Source organism: Pirellulaceae bacterium (assembly GCA_029243025.1).
In the GTDB taxonomy this organism is placed as follows: domain Bacteria; phylum Planctomycetota; class Planctomycetia; order Pirellulales; family Pirellulaceae.
The window spans coordinates 53,488-71,196 of the sequence record JAQWSU010000060.1; the positions used below are offsets into that span (position 1 = coordinate 53,488).

General features: G+C 53.3%; 19 protein-coding genes. 2 read left to right on the plus strand and 17 right to left on the minus strand.

The window, feature by feature from the left end; genetic code table 11:
• Window positions 1-2: 2 nt before the first annotated feature.
• From P8N76_28925 to P8N76_28995, 15 genes are all read right to left on the minus strand, one after another.
• Window positions 3-1,007 (minus strand): dihydroorotate dehydrogenase, encoded by a 1,005-nt coding sequence (locus tag P8N76_28925; protein MDG2385725.1) that lies wholly within the window; start codon window positions 1,005-1,007, stop codon window positions 3-5.
• A 136-nt stretch (window positions 1,008-1,143) separates the two neighbouring features.
• Entirely contained in the window at window positions 1,144-1,362 is a 219-nt protein-coding gene (locus tag P8N76_28930; protein MDG2385726.1) for a hypothetical protein, read from the minus strand.
• A 39-nt stretch (window positions 1,363-1,401) separates the two neighbouring features.
• On the minus strand, window positions 1,402-1,824 hold the full coding sequence (locus tag P8N76_28935) for an integration host factor subunit beta (protein MDG2385727.1): 423 nt from the start codon (window positions 1,822-1,824) through the stop codon (window positions 1,402-1,404).
• Window positions 1,825-2,315: 491 nt separating this feature from the next.
• A complete protein-coding gene (locus tag P8N76_28940; GenBank protein MDG2385728.1) occupies window positions 2,316-2,747 on the minus strand; it encodes a YkgJ family cysteine cluster protein in 432 nt (143 codons plus the stop codon).
• A gap of 25 nt (window positions 2,748-2,772) precedes the next feature.
• Window positions 2,773-3,927 carry an aminotransferase class V-fold PLP-dependent enzyme gene (locus P8N76_28945; protein ID MDG2385729.1) on the minus strand — a complete coding sequence of 385 codons (1,155 nt, stop codon included), beginning with the start codon at window positions 3,925-3,927 and terminating at the stop codon, window positions 2,773-2,775.
• A gap of 3 nt (window positions 3,928-3,930) precedes the next feature.
• Window positions 3,931-4,959 carry a GTP 3',8-cyclase MoaA gene (gene moaA / locus P8N76_28950; GenBank protein MDG2385730.1) on the minus strand — a complete coding sequence of 343 codons (1,029 nt, stop codon included), beginning with the start codon at window positions 4,957-4,959 and terminating at the stop codon, window positions 3,931-3,933.
• A gap of 9 nt (window positions 4,960-4,968) precedes the next feature.
• The gene (locus P8N76_28955; protein MDG2385731.1) at window positions 4,969-5,397 is read right to left on the minus strand and encodes a molybdenum cofactor biosynthesis protein MoaE; all 429 of its coding nucleotides are present in this window, start codon (window positions 5,395-5,397) and stop codon (window positions 4,969-4,971) included.
• A gap of 135 nt (window positions 5,398-5,532) precedes the next feature.
• Window positions 5,533-5,778, minus strand: coding sequence for a molybdopterin converting factor subunit 1 (gene moaD / locus P8N76_28960; protein ID MDG2385732.1), 246 nt, complete (start codon window positions 5,776-5,778; stop codon window positions 5,533-5,535).
• Window positions 5,775-8,765 (minus strand): FAD-linked oxidase C-terminal domain-containing protein, encoded by a 2,991-nt coding sequence (locus P8N76_28965; protein MDG2385733.1) that lies wholly within the window; start codon window positions 8,763-8,765, stop codon window positions 5,775-5,777. The genes moaD and P8N76_28965 overlap by 4 nt, the downstream gene beginning before the upstream one ends.
• A gap of 70 nt (window positions 8,766-8,835) precedes the next feature.
• Window positions 8,836-9,315 carry a hypothetical protein gene (locus P8N76_28970; protein ID MDG2385734.1) on the minus strand — a complete coding sequence of 160 codons (480 nt, stop codon included), beginning with the start codon at window positions 9,313-9,315 and terminating at the stop codon, window positions 8,836-8,838.
• Between the two features lie 7 nt (window positions 9,316-9,322).
• Complete coding sequence (locus P8N76_28975; GenBank protein MDG2385735.1) at window positions 9,323-10,096, minus strand: hypothetical protein; 774 nt, start codon at window positions 10,094-10,096, stop codon at window positions 9,323-9,325.
• A 12-nt stretch (window positions 10,097-10,108) separates the two neighbouring features.
• Window positions 10,109-10,759, minus strand: coding sequence for a GTP cyclohydrolase I FolE (gene folE / locus P8N76_28980; protein ID MDG2385736.1), 651 nt, complete (start codon window positions 10,757-10,759; stop codon window positions 10,109-10,111).
• Between the two features lie 126 nt (window positions 10,760-10,885).
• Window positions 10,886-11,575 (minus strand): LON peptidase substrate-binding domain-containing protein, encoded by a 690-nt coding sequence (locus tag P8N76_28985; GenBank protein ID MDG2385737.1) that lies wholly within the window; start codon window positions 11,573-11,575, stop codon window positions 10,886-10,888.
• Window positions 11,576-11,628: 53 nt separating this feature from the next.
• Window positions 11,629-12,018 carry a DUF309 domain-containing protein gene (locus tag P8N76_28990; protein MDG2385738.1) on the minus strand — a complete coding sequence of 130 codons (390 nt, stop codon included), beginning with the start codon at window positions 12,016-12,018 and terminating at the stop codon, window positions 11,629-11,631.
• Between the two features lie 50 nt (window positions 12,019-12,068).
• Complete coding sequence (locus tag P8N76_28995; GenBank protein MDG2385739.1) at window positions 12,069-12,797, minus strand: Bax inhibitor-1 family protein; 729 nt, start codon at window positions 12,795-12,797, stop codon at window positions 12,069-12,071.
• A 337-nt stretch (window positions 12,798-13,134) separates the two neighbouring features.
• Between P8N76_28995 and nth the strand changes: the two genes are divergently transcribed.
• A complete protein-coding gene (nth, locus tag P8N76_29000; GenBank protein MDG2385740.1) occupies window positions 13,135-13,776 on the plus strand; it encodes an endonuclease III in 642 nt (213 codons plus the stop codon).
• Window positions 13,777-13,855: 79 nt separating this feature from the next.
• Window positions 13,856-14,425, plus strand: coding sequence for a dCTP deaminase (gene dcd / locus P8N76_29005; protein MDG2385741.1), 570 nt, complete (start codon window positions 13,856-13,858; stop codon window positions 14,423-14,425).
• A gap of 70 nt (window positions 14,426-14,495) precedes the next feature.
• On the opposite strand, the gene P8N76_29010 is transcribed toward dcd, so the two are convergent.
• Window positions 14,496-15,998, minus strand: a complete 1,503-nt coding sequence (locus P8N76_29010) for an AAA family ATPase (GenBank protein ID MDG2385742.1) — start codon at window positions 15,996-15,998, stop codon at window positions 14,496-14,498.
• A gap of 162 nt (window positions 15,999-16,160) precedes the next feature.
• Window positions 16,161-17,705, minus strand: coding sequence for an SLC13 family permease (locus P8N76_29015; protein ID MDG2385743.1), 1,545 nt, complete (start codon window positions 17,703-17,705; stop codon window positions 16,161-16,163).
• Window positions 17,706-17,709: the final 4 nt, after the last annotated feature.

The window sequence follows — 17,709 nt, forward strand, 5'->3', positions numbered from 1 at the left end:
AGCTAGTTTCTGGTTTCCTCGAGGTCAGAACAAAGTGCGTTGGTTGACTTTTGCTGGGTTGCTTGAGTCTTCAGTGAACCGATGACTTGGCTCAGTTGGCTCGCCCCAAGTTGGGCAACTGCGGCCGGCATTTCATCCAGAATCCGCATTGAGATTGTAGGATCATAGAAGTTGACGGTACCCAGTTGAACGGCAGACGCACCGGCCACCAGGAATTCCATCACATCATCCAACGTTGCGATTCCGCCGACGCCGATGACCGGAATCGAAACCGCTTGGGAGACTTGGTAAACGCACCGTAAGGCAACCGGTTTGATGGCCGGCCCGCTGAGTCCTCCCATCACGTTTCCGAGCAGCGGCTTTTGGCGCCGCCAGTCAACTGCCATACCTAGCAGCGTGTTGATCACGGTGAGGCCGTCGGCACCCGCCTCTTCGGCAGCTTTCGCGACCGCTCCGATATTGGCTACATTCGGCGTTAGCTTGGCCAGAATGGGGGTTTCGGTTGACTTTCGCACGCCGGAAACCACTTCGTGGCAAAGTTGCGGATTGCTGCCAAAATCGACTCCGCCCGAAACATTGGGGCAGGAGACATTCAGCTCGATTGCCGCAATACCTTCGTAATCACTCAATTTGCGAGCCAGATACTGGAAGTCTTCGCAGCTGCTGCCAGCGACACTGACAATCACGGGACAACCCGTCTTTTGCAGGTACGGCCAATGATCTTCGACAAACGCATCAATGCCGTCATTATCCAATCCGATGGAATTGAGCAGTCCAGCCGCTGTCTCAACCGTTCTCCAGGGGGAATTTCCCGGCCGCGGTTGGCGAGTGATCGTTTTGGGAACCATGCCACCCAAACGCCCCAAATCGATCATGCCGGCCATTTCCCGGGCATAACCGAAGGTGCCAGAGGCCACTAAGATCGGATTAGGAAGCGTCAAACGGCCCATTCGAACCGAAAGATCGATCTCTGTTGCCGTCGTCGAGTGATCTGCTGTTGAGTTCATCGCTGCATCGCCTCTGGATTCGTGAGCGAACGCAGCTAGCTCGGATTAGCATCCACGGTCGCCGAAACGAGAGGTCAATTTAGCTGTCCCTGCTGGAGCAGGCAACGACCCCTGGTTGGCGGCGGTCCGAACCCGATTACAGCAAACCACCGTGGGTTCGGTAGGGCTGCATGTGCGAGGGCTGATCGAGGAACCAGATCCGCTCCCACTCATCGAGCACTTGCCGCATATTTTCCGAGGTGAACAGCAACTGTCGAGCTCGTCGGACCGGGTCAGCCGAATAAATCGGTACAAAACAGCCGGTTGAAGAGGCCAAAGCCGCGGCAAGCAAGAGGCCACAAAGCAAGCGTCGCATGATTACTCCTCCATGAGTATTTCAAAAGTAACTTCGGGCTCAGGAGCCTGGGTTACGTTCAAAACCGGTCGGCAGATCGGGGCGAGGCGGCGGAGCTCCAAGTCCGGGATTTTCATCCACGACGGGTGAAGTCGATGGCGGATTGCCTTCGGCTTGGGCCCGAGCTTCCTGATTCGCCTTCTCCTCTAACTGCCGAACTCTTTCTTCCATTTCCTTACCGGGCTTAAATGTGACCACGAACTTTTCGGGGACGAAGACTTTATCCCCTGTCCGGGGGTTGCGAGCCTTTCTTGCGGCCCGCTTCTTGACCTCAAATACCCCGAAATTTCGTAGCTCGATCCTGCCTTCCTCCACCAGCGTTTCCACGATGGCGTCGAAGGTCTTCTGGACGATTTCCTTCGTCTTGAGTTGAGTCAGGCCAATTTCCTCGGAAATTGTTTTGACGATCTCTTTCTTGGTCACAACGATGCTCCAGTTCGGAACCCGGGAGGGGTTTGACGGACGCTTTGGAGTCTGTCGAAAAATGTCTCCGACTCGCTCCAAGTGTATATAGCATAAGACTTAGTGTCAACCCAACCGGTTTCGTAGCGGCCTCCATTTGAGCTCATCTGCTTCGTTTTGAAAGCGACAGTCGTGTTTTGCCGAGGATGCTTCGATTCTCGTAACTCGTTTTTTTGTAACGGGTTAGACGACGCGGGCGTTGGTCGGGTGACATTCTTTTGCGTTAAATGCTTGTGAAACAACAACATGCGTCACTTTGACCGTCCCAAATACACACATCGACCGCGCTACCGAAGCAGTCGCTCCCAACCGCTTCATCGACAACCCAACCGTCAAACTTCAACCAATCGGAAAAATAATCAAAATCGCTGCGATACGTCCCTTGCTGAAGAGATCGGCAGGAACGGATTGGTGCGGGGCATTCACTCGACATGTGGTCGATTCGAAACAACTCAGACACGCATCACTTTTCGGCGGGTCTCGATCTCTTCGATCGAATAAACTTTGCCCTGGCCGCTGCCTGGACAGATCTCACAAGTCGACTGCCAAGTTTCTGCAGTCTTCAAATTGGAATCCCAGAATGGCCATGTGCGGCATTGGCGGGGCCGCGCTTCATAGACTTGGCATTTCCGACTTTTGCTGTCGAAGAAGACGCAATCGCCGTTGGGAAACTCTTTTAAGCTTTTGCGAATTCCAACCTTGCGAACATATTGGTCCTCAAATTCTTCGATGTCTTCGATACCCGCCACGCGGGCCAGTTCCGAGATTTCTTCTTTGTTGATCCAGACGTAGCCTGGGGCGCCAGTACAGCAATCACCGCATTGCGAGCAGTTGAATTTCAAGCCGCTTTCGGCATACCAGGGTTGTTCGGCCTTCTGAGTCATAGGATGGGTCTCTTTTCGTCCGTGTCTAACTGGAGATCAGTGCTTGAATCGTTTGTACGGTCATGTCGATCTCGGATTCTGTTGTGAAGGGACTACAACTGATCCGCAAGGTACCGCCCAGTTGGTCGGTTTTCAACGCGGTGTGCATCCGGGGAGCACAATGGAAACCGGCCCGTGTTTGAATGGAGGCCATTGTGTCAAGCAGCGTCGCTAATTCCTGAGGATCGTGTCCATCGATGTTGAGGCTTGTGACTCCAACGGATCGGTCCACGTCGGCCCCGTAGAGATGAACGCCTGACAGATGTTGCAAACCGGTTCGCAAACGCTGCGTCAGCCGCTGTTCATGTTTTGAGATGCTAGCGAGTCCTCGTTGGCGAATGAATTCCAGACCTTGCTGCAATCCGACGATGCCGGGCACGTTCAGATTTCCAGATTCGAATTTGTCTGGCATGCGATCCGGTTGCTCGTCCAGTTCGCTTTGACTGCCCGTGCCTCCCATTCGAACGGGTGTGAGTCGTTCGCTCATGGTTTTGGACAGGTAGAGGAAGGCGGTGCCAAGTGGCCCCAGCATTCCCTTGTGACCCGGCGCGGCAAGCAGGTCGCAATGCAGTTCTTTGACACTCACCGCACAATGCCCGATGGTTTGTGCCGCATCGACTAGAAAGGGAATGCCGCGTTGGCGGCAGATTTGCCCCACAGCTTCCAGGGGTTGGATGGCTCCGGTCACGTTGGATGCATGGACCATGGCAACTAGGCGAGTGTCGTCTCGAATCGATGATGTGAAATCATCGATGGAGATGACGCCATCCGAATCGACACCCAGATGGGTTAAGTCGATACCTCGTGCTCGCTGCAGATGACTGAGGGGCCGAAGGGTGGAGTTGTGATCGCAAACGGTGGTAATCACATGGTCGCCTTTTTGTAGCCAGTCCCCAATGGCGAGGTGCAAAGCGTCGGTACCACTGTAAGCGAAGATGATCTGTTGTGCTTTCTCGACTGATATCAGTTGAGCGATTGCCAAGCGAGTCTGTTCGATCGTACGCTGCACATCGATTGCCTCTTGATAAGCGCCCCTTCCTGCGGGCGCTCCGGACCGACGCTGATAGGCATCGATGGCATGGAAGACGGTGTCTGGTTTGGGCCAGCTCGTGGCCGCATTATCCAGATAAATTCGCTTCATTCTTTACCCACCGATCTGATACATGGCACGTTTAGGCCGCAGAAAGTCATCCGAGTCGATGCCGTGTCCCGGTTTCTTGTTCGCCACACATTCACGCACGAGACTCTGGATGTTCGCGGGATCTGCTTGGTTTCGCAGCAATTTTCGTACGTCCCATTCCTGATTCGAGAAGAGGCAGTTACGCAGTTGTCCTTCTGCGGTCACTCTCAATCGATTGCAATCCTGGCAGAAGGGTTGGGTGACGGGGTTAATGAAGCCGATGCGACCAATTCCATCGGAGAATGCGAAGTCGACTGCTGGTTGGCTCGGATCGGGGCGGGGTAAGGCTTGTAACGGTCCGTAAGCCGCTTCGAGCAATTCGCGAATCGTCTCTCCACTCAGCACTTGGTCGGTCTTCCAATTGCCTTCCGCGTCCAACGGCATGAATTCGATAAAACGCAGTTCGAGTCCCGATTCTCGTGCGAATTGGCCGAGTGGTACGATTTCCTGCTCGCTGATGCCGCGGATCGCCACGGCGTTTAGTCGGATGCGATCGAAGCCGATTTGCCGGGCCGATTCGATGCCTGACAGCACGCGATCGAGACCCTTCCGGCGGGTGATCTGCTGGAATGTTTCTTCGCTCAAGCCGTCGAGACTGACGTTGAGACGCTGCAACCCGGCTTGGGCCAACGCTTCCGCTTGTTCCGACAGTAAAATTCCGTTGGTCGTCATCGCCAAGTCGCAAATGCCGGGAATCGCTGCTAAGCGGCCGATCAGTTCCGGCAAACTGGCCCTCACTAAAGGTTCGCCACCGGTGATCCGCAAACGGTTGATACCCATCGGAATTACCGCCCGGACGAGTGATTCGATCTCTTCAAAGGAAAGCAACTCTTCCCGAGGTTGAAAGCGGATCTGTTCATCGGGCATGCAATAAAAACAGCGAATGTTGCAACGATCGGTGACGCTGATCCGCAAATTGGTGTGAACACGACCAAGCGAATCGGCAACTGGTTGGGCGTCCAAACTAGGGAGATTATCAGGATGAGTTGGCATGTGTTCGACTCAAGTAGAGGAAGGGGGGAGGCCAGGATGCACCCACTCGGTGGTGCCATCCGTCCAGTTTTCCTGCTTCCAAATGGGAACTTCTTCTTTAATACGATCCATCAACCATTGAGCGGCTTCAAATGCATCTCGTCGGTGCGGGGTGCTGACAGAAACCAGAATACTCGCTTCCCCCAACTCCAGATGTCCGAGTCGGTGGATGATGACACAGTGAATGATTGGCCAGCGATCACGGGCTTGGTGCTCGAGCTGTCCCAGTTTTCGCTCTGCCATCTCCGGGTAGCATTCGTATTTTAGCGCCTGAGTTTGACGCTCGCCGGTGAATTCTCGCGTCGTCCCCACAAAAACAACGACCGCACCAGCCTGAGTGGAATGTGTTTGCTGCAGGGCTGCCGCGGAGTCGATCGGTTTGTCAGTTAGCTCAACCAAGGCACTTGCACGTTCGCGAAAAGGGAGATGGGTTCCGGTACTTTCCTCTCATTGTAAGTGCAGACCGACCAATTCGGAATCGGTTGCCAGCGGATGGAAAGCTGTTTTTAGAACGAATTTTCGAGTCAAGAATGGTTAGCCACCACTCACCGGCGGAATGCAGGCTACCTCGTCGTCGGCGGAAAGTTTTGTTTGGTCGTCGACGTATTCGGCGTTCACGGCGAAGCGTACATGATTTAGAAGGGATTCGAGAGCCGGGGCAGTCGTTGCGAGAGCCGCTTTCAAATCGGCAACGGTGGCGCCATCCTGACACTCGACAATGAGTGAGTCTTGTGCTGCAAGTTGTTGGGCAGCGGCGAAGAGACGAACGTGAATTTTCACTTGGCAACTAACTCCTCGGTGGAAGGCGACAGTTCTTGACTGATTTCGGGCATCAAGCCATAGGCCAAGGCGAGTAATTTGAGCGGGTGCAGCGTGGTTTTTGTGGTGCCTTGTTGCATCTGCAGTTTGCAACTACTGCATTCGCTGGCCCCAATTTGCAGCGACGGATTTCTCATGGCCGAAATCAGCCCCCAGCCGGCACGCAAGCTATTGCGGAAATTCTCGCGTTTCAAACCGTAAGTGCCGGCCATTCCCGAACATCCATCTTCCATCGGTCGGACGGACATTCCCGGGATGAGTCGTAACAGGTTTTCGCCCGCATTCCCTTTGTCGAGGGCGCGGATGTGGCACGGTTGATGATAGCCCACTGACGCGTTGATCGGTTTTAAATCAAGTTCCAACTGGCCCAGTTGGTGCATTTTCCAGAGGTATCCGCAAGCTTCACTGGCATTTTCTGAGACAAGGCGAGCGTCCTCGTCGTCCAAGATATTCGTGTATTCTCGGGTGAGGCAAAGCGCTGCAGCCGGCTCGGTTGCCACAATGTGATAACCTTGTCGAACTGCATCGGCTAATAGAGCCACGTTCTTCTGAATGATTGGTGTTGCGCGTTCCACCGCACCGAGCGACAGCATCGACATGCCTGATTGAAGCTGGTTCGGGGGAACGTAGATCGAGACGCCGTTGTGTTCCATTACGGACACAAAGGCTTCTGCGAGTTGTGGGTCGAACCAATTGGCGAAGATATCGACAAAGTACAAAACCTTACGCCCGCTTCGTCGGGTGGGTTTTGTCAGTCGTTTCTTGGCCGCTTGGCGGATGAAGCTGCGGGTAGCAATTCGAGGTAATTTGCGATTTTGGGCGATCCCGAATGTTTTTTCCATGAGCCAGCGAAAGCTCGGATTGGCGATCGCCCAATTGGAAAAGGGACGCACCAGGTTGCCCCAGGAGGCTGCTGCATCGAGGTGAGTTAGGAACCAATCGGAAACCGTGAGGCCGTTGTTCGTTACGTAATGCGCCTTACACTCCATCATTAACTTGGGAATGTCGACTTCCGCCGGACATTCCAGGCGGCATTGATGACAATTCACACAAAGATCGGCCACTTCTTTTAGTGTTTCGCCATGGAGTTCGGTTCGATCGAGCGCCCCAGTCACGATGGCTCGCATCAGATTTGCCTTCGCTCGCGGTGTGGCCTCTTCTGAGGGGGACAACCGATTGATGGGACACATGCGTTCGAAGCCTGATGTGGTGAGGCATCCACCGCATCCATTGCAGCTTCTGGCAGCCTGAACTATCGTTGTCTCGTCCCAATTCAGTTCGAGCGGAATCATTTCTGGTTGCGGTGTGTCATCGCCCGTTTGGCCGACGGCGTCCGGTTCACTGGAGTCTCCCAATTCGTCGCGGCGTTGCAGTTGAGGCGCGACGGGGCGCAGGTTTTGTGTGAGCACTTGTCCTGATTCATCGACAATCTTCCCCGGATTGAAGATGTTTTGGGGGTCAAAGATTTGTTTGAGCTCTTGAAAGACGTTGTAGAGCGGGCCGTATTGTTCCCGCAAAAACCAGGTGCGGCTGAGGCCGTCACCATGTTCCCCGCTAATCGTACCACCCACCTCCAGCACTTGCTCGTAAAGATCGCGAGCCAGGTGTTGCATACGGCGGACGTGGTCAGGGTCGGCCAGATCGAGAAACGGTCGAATGTGTAGCTGGCCGTGACCCACATGCCCGTACAGTGATGCGGTGACTTGATGTTTTTTTAAGACATTCTGAAGTTGAATGAAAAAACCAGGTAGTTCTGGTGGTGGCACGCAGATGTCTTCGACAAAGGGTAAAGGCCTTGTCGAGCCCTTGAGTCGATAGAGCGAGGGCACCACATGTTGGGGAAGTCGCCAATAGAGTTCAACGTCATCCGGTTCCAGGGCGATTTTCGCGTCGAAAGCCAGCCGTTTTCGTCGACAAATGTAGTGAACGGTCTGCTGGAGCTTGTCACGCACCTCTTTCGCGCTGTCTCCTTCCATTTCAACCAGCAGCAACGCTTCGGTCGACTCCGGTAACAGCAGGTCGTACCGGACGTCCGATTCGCAGGCGAGTCGTAGCAGGCGGCGATCCATCAAGTCGCACGCTGATGCGTTCATTCGAGGGATTTCAATTGCCGCGTGAGCTGCTTGTTCCAGACGTTCAAACAGTAGCAAAACGACGCCGCGATGTTTGGGGAGTTTCGAAACGCGAACTGTGGCTTCGGTGATCAAACCCAGCGTGCCTTCGGAGCCAATCATCAGCTTGGCAAGGTCCAACGAATCGTCTGACAGGATGTCATCCAAGCGATAGCCGCTGCGGTTGACGGGCGCTGCAGACCGATATTCGGCTACCAGCGACGAGTTGGCTGCGATCAGATCGCTGACTTGGCTGACCAGTCGCCTGACCGTGGCAGATGCAAGTCGATCTTGTAAGCGATGTCGCCCCAGTTGCACCAGCTCTCCGCTGGCCAGCACAACTTTCATGCTCTCGATATGTTGCCGCGTTGATCCGTATCGGAGCCAGTGGCTGCCGCTGCCGTCGATTGCCAACGCGCCACCGATCGTTGATACCGTACGATTCGCAGGGTCGGGGCCAAAGCCCTGGTGACGCGGTGCCAACATCCGATTTAGATCACTCAACACAACGCCCGGCTGCACGGTGACCGTTTCGTCGGTCGTCTCAACCAACCGCCGCATCGCATGAGAGAAATCGATCACGAGACCTGGACCGAGCGAATCACCGGCCAATCCCGTACCAGCTCCCCTGGCATGGATCGGCAGATTGTTTTCGCTTGCATATTCGACGCAGGCGACTACGTCTGCTGTATTTTGTGGGCGAATGACAGCGAGCGGCTTGATTTCATAGATGCTCGCGTCGCTCGAATAGACTTGCAGAAAAACGTCGTCACACCGGATTTCACCTTCCAGCAAGCCTCGTAAATCCGCCTGAATTCTGTCCCGTTCTTGGTCCATTCGTCAGTGGGCTTTGCAAATTCAGTGTCAAACCGAAAGGGGAAGGTAATGTTGTTGGGGCCGTTTGGGATCAGCCGGCTGGGTCCGTCTCACCAGCTTGTTTAAGTCGAGCCGTCTCTTGCCGATAACGCTCATGGACTTCCAAGTCAAAGTTGCGATGGGATTCCAAGTCGTCCAGGCCGCGATACTGTGCGTGGCACCGATAGCACTCGAGCAAGTCGCCCATCACAAGATAGAGAATGACGTCGACCAGAGCAGTCGCAAACAGGATGGCAAAACTTAAAATGACTTGGTGGTAAAACCAGGCGACGGAGCTGAGAACGAAGCCGGTACAGACAATCGCCACCCCGAGTCGCTGCGGAAAGTCTTTGCGAATAAATAATTCATGACTGGGGCAAGCGAGGCAACGCGTCAGGCTCGCCGACTGCAAAATCGGCACCCGCTCAAAAAGCTGTCGCGAGCATTCCGAACAGTTCAAAGGCTGATCGGTTTCCAGTGTGGACCGGCAGGTTTGTTCGCAGTACGGACAGTGAAAGGTGATGGTAGCCATAGCTTTATCATAACGGAAACGGGGTTTGCACTGACAGTAACTGAGACGTCAACTCACCCAGGAAAGCAAAAATGACAGCGACGTAAAGAATTCCAGTCGCACTTTGAGTGTTGGGAATCTTTAGCGTTTGCCAGGACATCCACGCGAGCGCCACCAATCCTAACAAGCCGGCGAGCCAACGGAGCCCAACAAAGGCCAAAAAGGCTTGGGACTGAAAACGATCCGGCGACCAACTGCCGACGAGGCCTCCGAGACCGACAACCGCACGAAACAAGACCGCAACGACCATCAACATGATCAGACGCCGCAGGGGACCCATCTTCATGCTGGGTGTGTTTAAGTACCAATGCCCCAGCAACATAGCCGAGAATGTAAAGCCGAGCACGAGGCCGGAACTCAGTGTGTTGATCAGATTAGTCCAGAGCGGTACTTCGTTTTCTGCTCCCAAGCTTGCCACAAGACAGCCACCGGAAAAGTCGAGGAGGGTGACGACCAACAAGACGATCCAACCGAGCTGTTTCATTTCGTAGAGCCAGAAAATGGAGCCGGCATAGGAGGCGATGGCTGCTGCGATGCTGATCCCCAAGATCCAGTTCGCGTTTGGAGTTGGAGAGGGCAGCATCGCCACGATAGCGGCCACAAACGTGTTTAATCCCAACGCGACCCATAGATGGACACGGAAAAATCCGCTCGTTACCGCCTTTGCGGAGGTAAACGTCATGGCGGCAGCGAGGCCGAATGCCAGACGAAAGACAAATTCAATGAGCACGAGCCACAACATGATCGACTTCCACTATGAGTGTCGATTGCCGTAAATCAATTGCATGATCTCGCTCCGTGACGATAGGTGGGAGCGAAACAGACCCTTCATCGAACTTGTGACGCACATGCTGCCCGGTTTACGGACTCCACGAATCGTCATACAGGAATGGGTCGCTTCAACGATCACCGCCACACCTTTTACATTCAGTTCGTCAATGAGCAGATTGGCAATTGTTTCGGTCATTCGCTCTTGCACTTGGGGACGTCTTGAGATGACTTCCACGACACGTGCCAACTTGCTCAAACCGAGTACTTTTCCATTCGGGATGTAACCGATGTGCGTCTGTCCAGTGAAGGGTAGGAGATGATGCTCGCACATGCTGCAGAAGCTGATGTCGCGTACCAAAACAACTTCGTCATACTTTTCGGTGAAAAACTTTTGCGTATGCACTTTGGGGTCTTGATGGAGACCCTGAAACATTTCCGCATACATTCTCGCGACACGGGCGGGTGTTTCCAATAATCCTTCTCGATCAGGCTCTTCGCCAACTGCAGCGAGAATTTCACGAACGGCTCGCTCGATTCGTCCGAGATCGACGTCAGGAGACTTGAGTTCAGATTCGTTGTCGTCATCGCCGCATGGCGAATCCTTGACGGCGTCAGCTTTTGAAATATCGGACATGCACAGACAACCAATGGCTCGAATGCGGTGAAAGACAACTCAGACCCCCAATCCTAGAGGATGTGATTCAATTCGGGGAGTGGGTTACCCGCGAGTTCCGGCGATGAACTTGTGCAGGAAAGAAGCCTAGTTTTCGCTGAATTCGGGTGGGAACGTCATTTGTGATCCAATGCTTACCGCCGAAAGTTGCTGCAGGTATTCAATCAACGTTTCACTGCGGCTCTTGACATTAAACTCTTCGAGGAGTTTTTGTTTTTGGGTGATTTGCAGAGGAGCTGAGTAGGCGATGACGTCGCTGAGCATCCCGAGCGAGAGCTGGCTTTTTAGCAATTTTTCCAGCGATTCCTCCGTCGTACTTCCGTCAACCGAGATGGTTCGATAGGCGGAGATGAGCGACTTTTGTAACTTCATGTCTTCCTCGGGCGTGAAGCCATGAGACAAATCATCGATGAGTTCGACCTTGGCTGATCGATACAGTTTGGCCTCGTCAAGTTCACGAATCACTAGCACCCGTTTGAGTCCTGCAAGCAGACAGTGGTAGCTACCGTCTTTTTGCTGGCTGTGAGAAATGATTTGACCCAGGCAACAAACGGGCCGAATGATCGGCTCCCCAGTGAATTCGGACTGCGAACCGGTTTCAAGCAGGGTCATCGTGATGAGTTGATCGCTGGCCAAGGCGTCCTCGAACATCTCCAAGTAGCGTGGTTCAAAGATCCGTAGAGGCTGGACCACATGTGGAAACATCACCAGATCGTGCAATGGGAACAGTCGCGTGATTCCGCTGAAATCGCTTGGGACAAGATTGGATCCGGACAATTGCTCCGCCTTTTCTGTTGCCTTGTAACGGTAAAAACTCGTTGTTGCGAGCGTTAACTGGGTGCCGGATTAAGATGTATCTCAGGGATTAAGTCAGGCTCGATTTCGATGTTCGGAAACTGTTCTTCGGAAGCGAGAATTTCCGCACAGCACGCTTCAAGTTCGCTCAATAATTTCTTCAGGTTCAGGCCCAGGTGGTGATCGCCGTAGTCTACTAAATAGGTACGACAGGTGTGGTACAACTTGCGCGATCCTCGAATGTTTCCGTTACCAAAATGGTGAAGGCAGACGGCGACTTGAATCAGCCCTTGGTAAAAGCGACGGGAATCCCCCTGGACGTCAGCCCACAATTCCTCCCAAACGTCGTGGGCTTCGAAAAACTCGCACTCATTGAACAGCTGGATGCCCTGGAGGTATCGCGGATCGTATTCGATGTTATTCATTGCTTGTTCGGGGGGGGAAAGCTGTCTGTTAACTGCAAATTCCTTGGTTCTCAATCGCGTCGCATGGACAAAATCAAGATGTAGTAGAACAGCGTAGCGACGGAGCTGAACAACGCAAGGGCCGCTGCCACATCCTGGTCGGTGCGATAGTGATGAAGCACGTTCGACGTGTGATACAGAATATATCCGCTTGGCAAGCCCACCATGGCAACCGAGAACCAAGTACCGATGTTTAACCCGAAGAATATGGAACAAAGGATCAGGCCCATTGCTAGGATTCCACCCAACAAGAGAAACATTCGCATGAAGGAGAAATCAAATCGCCCAATAAATAGAACCGCTGTCAGACCCCCGAAGGTCACCAGGGTAGTGAGGGCTGCCGATTCAATTACCGAGCCCCCCACCTGAAACTGGGCGATGGCCAGCAGTGGAACAAAAATAACCGCTTCCGCCGCAACAAACAAAAGCAGCCCGAGATATTGCTTTAGCCGGGAAGCGCCTGATTCGGCCCAACGATTGGCGATCCAACTTGCGCCCATGACCCCCCCGAGAACAAATAACCAGTTCCAGCCGCCAGTTGCTGTCATGCTGATCTGTTCTAAGGTTACCTGTGGAATGGCGGTGAAGATGATGCATTCCAAACCGACAAAGGCGAGAATTGCCAATCCCAGGTGCAAGTAGGTCCTCTGGATCAAGCCGATGCGGTCTGATTCTAAGGCGTGAGCGGCCGATTGTTCGGCGTATGCCGCGGGAAATGTGTTGGATTGAGCGTATCTCATCGAGGACTCCTCCTACTTTTCGCGTGTGGCGGCAGCTTTTTGGCCGTGAAATGCTGAGGAACCTGCAAAAACGGCTGTGGAGAGCGGCACGGTTCGCGAGTGGGCGCCAAACGCTATCCGACTTCTGGGTGATGCACATGGTGTGTCAGAGAAAATTTAGATCGCCGTTTGATCGGAGTCACGGGAATCATAGCCGATCGGTGCTGTTTGGACAACGAAACGACGCTCGCTCAGCAGGGGTGGAATTCTTATAATGCCGAACTTTCGGAATGGAAGAGCCAAGCGACACGAAAATATCGTTCGTCGTTTGGGTTCAATTTTGAGGGTTGTATCTGTCGTGGCCAAGAAAAAGATCAAGTCTGGCGTGAACCGTATCTTGAGAAGCCTGCGCAAGCAGTATCCGGTCGCCGAATGTGCCTTGAATTACGAGACACCCGTGCAGCTGCTGGTGGCCACGATCCTCTCGGCCCAATGCACGGATCAACGCGTCAACATTGTCACGAAGGAGTTATTTCGCAAATATCCGACGGCGGAGGCCTTGTCCAAAGCGCCTCTCAAAAAAATCGAAAAAGAGGTGAAGAGCACTGGCTTTTTTCGAAATAAAGCGAAAAACATCAAGGGCTGTTGTACGGCTCTCGTGGAACGTTACGATGGCGAGGTGCCGCGGGATCTGCAGCTTCTTGTTGAGTTGCCTGGCGTTGGACGCAAAACGGCAAATGTCGTGCTGGGAACCGGCTTTGGTCTTGCAACCGGCGTTGTTGTGGATACGCATGTTTCTCGCATTAGTCGGCGATTGGGACTGACGACTCAAAAGGATCCCGTCAAAATTGAACGTGATTTGATGGAACAACTGCCCAACAAAGAATGGGTCATCTTTTCGCATCGCGTGATTCATCACGGACGACAAGTGTGTAAGGCCCGTAAGCCCGATTGCGAACAGTGCAAAATGCGCGATATTTGCCCAAGAATTGGAGTTTAGGTGGTTCTGAGTTCAAGCCGTGATAGACTATCGGTTCATGTTTGTAGATGGAATGCTCGGGTGGCGACGGAAAGCGATCATGATTCTAACCGGCAATGAGATTCGCAAACGTATCGGGAACGAAATTGTCATCGATCCGTTCGACGAAGATCAGTTAAATCCCAACAGCTACAACTTGTCGCTTCATGATGAAATCATGACCTACGAAGAGGTTGTGCTGGATATGCGGTCGCCAAATCGGGTTCGTAGGACTGGCGTTCCGAACGAGGGATTGGTGTTGAGTCCGAATCAGCTCTACTTGGCGCGAACCGCGGAACGTACCGAGACGCATCAACTGGTCCCTTTGATTCAAGGCCGTTCCTCGATTTCCAGGCTTGGCTTGTTTGTCAATGTTTCATCGGGCTTTGGGGATGTGGGATTTTGCGGCTACTGGACATTGGAAATGTACGCGATTCAACCTGTCCGGATTTACGCCGGGGTTCCTATTTGTCAGATTTCCTACCACACGACCGTTGGTGAAATCTCGGAATACCAGAGTGACAAGTATCAACACAATCAAGATATTCAGCCGAGCTTGCTCTATCAGGAGCTGAATCCGGGTGTCGAGTCGTGTGAGCAGCAGCTGAAATTGGAGTTTGGTCGCCATTAGTGACGGCCGGGTGGCGTCCTCTTCAGAGCACCGGGGCGTTCATGACTGGCTAAGCCGTCTGGGGTGGTCTCTACATGACGGCAAAATAGTTTTCGACGGCAAAGTCCATGCGGGCTTCCGACATCTCGGGCTGTTCACCCTCGTACAACGCTAGATTTCTGACCTGCAACAGAATGTCACGAGGCTGGCAACAGCGAAACGGGCGGTTAACCGACGTGTAATGTTTCTCGATCAAATAGCGCACCGTCTGATCGTCGTACTCGATCCCCATAATCGGTGACATGATTTTGAAGAGTTCGATGAACTCGCCTTGAGACGGATTTTCCACTTCAATCTTGTAGGGGATTCGACGCAGAAAGGCGTCGTCGACTAAATCTTTGGGCTCAAGGTTGGTTGAGAAGACGACCAGTTGATCGAAGGGCACTTGAATGGATTTGCCCGATGGAAGGTTGAGGAAGTCGTATCTCTTTTCGAGAGGAACAATCCATCGGTTGAGCAATTCGTCGGTTCGCATCCGTTGGCGACCAAAGTCATCGATGACCAGGGTGCCGCAATTGCTCTTCATCTGAATGGGCGCTTCATTGATGTTGGTCGTTGAATTCTGCCGCAATTCCAAATGCTCCATGGTCAGTTCACCGCCAACGATAATTGTTGGCCGGCGAATACAGACCCAGCGTTTGTCCGCTTTTGACTCCGCGAGTAATCCACCATTCGACTCAATATGAATTTCTTCATGATGATTGGGGTCAAAGACACGAATGATTTCACCTTCGAGTCCAATCGCCCGCGGTATCCAGACGTGGTCACCAAAACACTTGGTGATTCGTTCCGCAATGCTCGTTTTTCCGTTTCCTGGAAATCCAAACAAAAACATGCCGCGTCCGGAGTTAATGGCGGGACCAAGCTTAGCAAACATCTGTTGGTTAATCAGCAGGTCTGCGAAGGCGCGTTTCAAATCGTTGGCGGTCGGATGTTGACTCGTCAGGCTTTGAGCCTTGACCGATTCAACGTAGGAACGAAGCGATACGGGGGCCGCGCCGTAATAGCTGCAGTCGTTGCTGTATCGTCGAGCCCGCTCCCGTCCCATGTCAGTCAGCTGGTAACGATAATCGTTGATTTGAGCCTGATCGCGATAGACGACCATCTGCTCGTGCTTGAGTCGTCGCAGTAATTGGTCGACCAGTGCGAACGGGATTTTGATCTGTTCCGCCACTTGACGACCCTCTGCATCACCGCGGGCCAGCAAGAATTTCATGATCAATTCTTCGATTTGGGTCTCTGTTAAACCGGCTTCTTCGAAGGTTGTTGGTTCCGCTGGCATGAAGCCGGTGGATGAATATTCGAGTTCCGGTTGGATGGTCGTGAGCCCTTCATCGTCCTCGACGTCACCCGAGGCAATGTGGTTGATGCGATTCAGCAGACCTTCCAAACGATTATCCGGGTTGTTGCCGTCGTTGCTGACCGATCGATCAGAGCGTTGCGGGGAAGGCGCGGTGCGGAGGGGCAGTTCCGGGCGTAGCGGTTGTTCGGGTAGCGTGGGGGCGACTGGGGAGGATTCTAAGGGATTGGACATTGGCAGGTTCGTCTCCTCAGCGGCCAGGTCGTTGGTGATCAGCAAGGCGCTCGCCTTGTGAAAACACTACGTTTTGACCGGGTAAGGGTCAAATTAATCGAGGCCGACTTGCCCGCGGAGTGGGGCCGCCCTGAAATCGGAAAAGCGGCGCCGAAAGGCGAATTAGGAAAGTATCGCCAACACATAGATGGTCGCCAAGGCAATTTGTAACGCAGCGAATGGGAGGGCGATTTTCACAAATTTCGCGAAAGACACGGTTAAGCCGTGCTTGTGCATGATGGTAACGGCGACCAAGGTCGAGGCCGAACCAATCGGTGTGATGTTTCCGCCCAAATTGGCACCAAAAATGACGGCCCACCAAAGCGGCGAGCTGTCGGGTGTCCCCAGGCCCTTCAGAATCTTGGCCAGCATGGCTGCGAGGGGAATGTTGTCCGTCACGGAACTGAAAAGTGCAGCACACACGAGAATGGCGCCCGTACCAATTTGGTCACCGAGCTCGATGACTTTGGCAAGACCTAACCCGATCAAATCCAGAACCCCAGCGTGCTCCATCACGTTGATGACGACAAACAACGCCATGAAGAAGCCAAGCAGATCCCAGTCGAGGGCTCGATAGAACTTATCGACCTCCGACTTAAAACGCAGCAGCATGATTCCTGCAAAGGACAATGCGACAAAACCCATCTGCAGATCATCGATATACGGCAGGATGGAAGTTGTGGCAATTGTCACAATAAACAGCGCCAACATTACGGCGGCAAAGTAAAAGAATCCTCTGCTCTGGATCCCGTCATTCTCGTCGAAGTCTGCCACCGTTCGCAGCGCCGACTCTCGCTCGTCGACGGTCTTTAATGAGTGAATGCCAAATAGTTTCGCCCCCATCCAGATGGTGACTGCCGTCGTGACCGCGACGAACGGTGAGGATTTGATGAAGAAGGTTGCGAAGTCAATATTGGCTGCGGTGCCGACGATGATATTCGGGACCGAGCTGATCAGCGTCAGCAAGCCACCGATGTTGGTCAGCAGCCCCTCCAGAAACAGGAATGCGAGCAGTTGCTGTCGTCGATTAAGTTTCTCCAGTGAGACCGCCGTCAGGGATCCCACGATGATCATTGCCGTCACGTTGTTCAGCACGGCGGAGAAAATGACGGTCATCACTCCGTAAGATGCCAATAGTTTTAAGGGGTCGCCGCCCGATGCTTTTGTGACTCGAATGGCAATCCAGGTGAACAGACCTGAACGGCTTGTCACGTCAACGAACAAACTTGAGCCCATGATGATCGCAATCACGCCCCAGTCGATGCCAGGGATGTAGACCGGCATGTGGATTTGGTGTCCATCTACATAGATTGGGTGTTCGCTGTGTGTCGCCGATGAACGTTCGTCCTGAAGAGGAGTGATGCGAATCTCTTGTGCTGTTTGGTCGTCCGTTCCCCCCTCGCCGTCTTCGACAAGGTATTCCCCCGCAACCTCACTGTGCGAGATCAGGTGATGACTGCCCACCACGACCGCCTGAAATGGAAGAATCTCGAAAAACGAACCTGCCAGTAAACAAACGATCGCAAACACACCGGCGATGATCGATTTCTTGGCGTGAATTTTCTCTTCCAACGCCAAGCACGTAATCAATCCAACAAGCAAGACCGCAAAAAAAAGCGTGACACCAAGCGACGTTGGCTCGATACGATTTGCGAGGATTATGGGCATTTGG